Source organism: Bradyrhizobium sp. (assembly GCF_016462955.1).
Taxonomy (GTDB): domain Bacteria; phylum Pseudomonadota; class Alphaproteobacteria; order Rhizobiales; family Xanthobacteraceae; genus Bradyrhizobium.
In genome coordinates, this window is the sequence record NZ_JAEMSD010000862.1 from 1 (window position 1) to 1,687 (window position 1,687).

General features: G+C 66.7%; 3 protein-coding genes. 1 reads left to right on the forward strand and 2 read right to left on the reverse strand.

Going from position 1 to position 1,687, the window contains the following annotated elements; all coding sequences use genetic code 11:
• Both JHD07_RS39930 and JHD07_RS39305 read right to left on the reverse strand, forming a co-directional pair.
• Positions 1–143: barstar family protein (locus tag JHD07_RS39930; RefSeq protein ID WP_366865933.1), on the reverse strand; the 143-nt coding region annotated here is incomplete at its 3' end.
• Positions 144–158: 15 nt separating this feature from the next.
• The gene (locus JHD07_RS39305; RefSeq protein ID WP_291632000.1) at positions 159–1,274 is read right to left on the reverse strand and encodes an FUSC family protein; all 1,116 of its coding nucleotides are present in this window, start codon (positions 1,272–1,274) and stop codon (positions 159–161) included.
• A 117-nt stretch (positions 1,275–1,391) separates the two neighbouring features.
• Here JHD07_RS39305 and JHD07_RS39310 point away from each other — a divergent pair.
• A partial coding sequence (locus JHD07_RS39310) for an MmgE/PrpD family protein (RefSeq protein ID WP_291632002.1) occupies positions 1,392–1,687 on the forward strand: 296 nt, incomplete at its 3' end.

Below are 1,687 nucleotides of genomic sequence, written 5' to 3' on the forward strand. Positions count from 1 at the left end.
CCCCTTAGAATATCATTGAACGCGTCAAGATTTCGGCCCCACTCGGCTCCTGGGATGATGCGAAGGCCGATCTGATCGTAGAATTCCTCCAGCGTCGCGAATTCCGACCCGTCAATACACAGTTCTTGCTTCGATGCCGTCATCAGTGTAGCCCCGTCTCACTCCGCCACGCGCACCGACTTGGCGCTTGCCGCCTCCGACCATTCGCCGACGACGCGGTCGAGGTCGCAGAGATTCTGGTGCATCTGCTCCAGGGAGAAGCCGATCGCGAAGAAGCGCTCGGCAGTGTCGCCGGGCTGGCCGCGGATCAGGCCATCCTGGCGGACAGACGCCACCGCCTCGGCGTAATGCTGGAGCGCGACGTGGACCGGATGGATCGGCGGCGCACCGGCGCCTTCACGCAAGGCCGCGGCGGCGGAGCGGAGAAAGCGCTCGATCACGGTGGAGACCTCCGCCAGAGGGCCTGCCAGCCGCGTCTGCACCTCGATCGGCAGCGGGACCACGGTGGCGCGGCCGATCATCACGACGTCATGGCGCAGCCGCAGGATCGTTCGCAGCAACGGGCCGGTATCCGGACCGCTCGACAGCCGCGCGGCGCGCTCGCGCTCGGCTTCGGAGCCGATCGCATTGAGGTTGACCATCGCGCTGCCGATGCCGTCCTGGATCCGGTGCAGCGCGTCGTTGTCGCGGCCGCGCGTCAGGCCCGCGAGCAGCTCGGTGAAGGCGTCGGCGATCAATTCGAGCAGCGTCGCCGCGCTGGCGCGAATCTGCCGCACCGCGCGCGAGGGCAGCACCAGGAAGGAGACCAGCAATCCGGTGACCGCGCCGACGCCGACCTCGCTGACGCGGTCGATCGCCGACGCCAGGGGATCGGAATGATGCATGGTCGGAACCAGCAGCACGATCACGGCCGTCACCGTGGCAGCGCTGAGGCTCGGATTGATCGCGGCGATGAAGGCGAGCGGAGCCACGGACAGCACCAGCAGGCCGAGGAGGCCTGCCTCCGTGGAGTACGGAATCAGGATCGCGAGGGCACCGCCATAGATCGCGCCGCCGATGGTGCCGAGCATATAGTCGCGCGTCGCCTTCAGCGAGCGGCCGACGCTCATCTGGGTCACGATCAGCGCGGTCAGCACCGCCCAGAGCGGCAGCAAGAGGTGCAGCGCGGTCGCGATCGCATAGGCGGCGGTCGCGGCGACCGTGACCCGGATCGCCAATCCCAATTGCGTCCGCCGCGACCTGAGCCGGTCGAGCAGCTGCCTTGCGCGCGTCATGCGGAATATCCCGATCCTCTTGAGCCGACCAAAAGCATGGCTGATGCCCGCGGCCGCAAGGCCGCTTGAAAGGCCAAATCAGCCCGCCTAACTTGCGCGCCAAAACGAGGAAACACGATGGCCCACGAAACCGCAACGCTTGCCGCCTATGTCTTCAACCTGAAATACCAGGATATTCCAGCGGAGGTGCTGGATCGCGCAAAAGTGCTGACGCTGGACTTTCTCGGCAGCGCGATCCGGGCGCGACGCGAGGCCGAATCGACCCCGTCGATGCTGAAAATGCTGGAGGCGCTGGCGCTCGACACCAGGGGCGAGTCCACCGTGTTCGGCGACAGCAAGTCCTGGACACCGGCGGTCGCGGCGCTGCTCAACGGCGCGCTCGGCCATTCCCTCGATTTCGACGACACCCACGC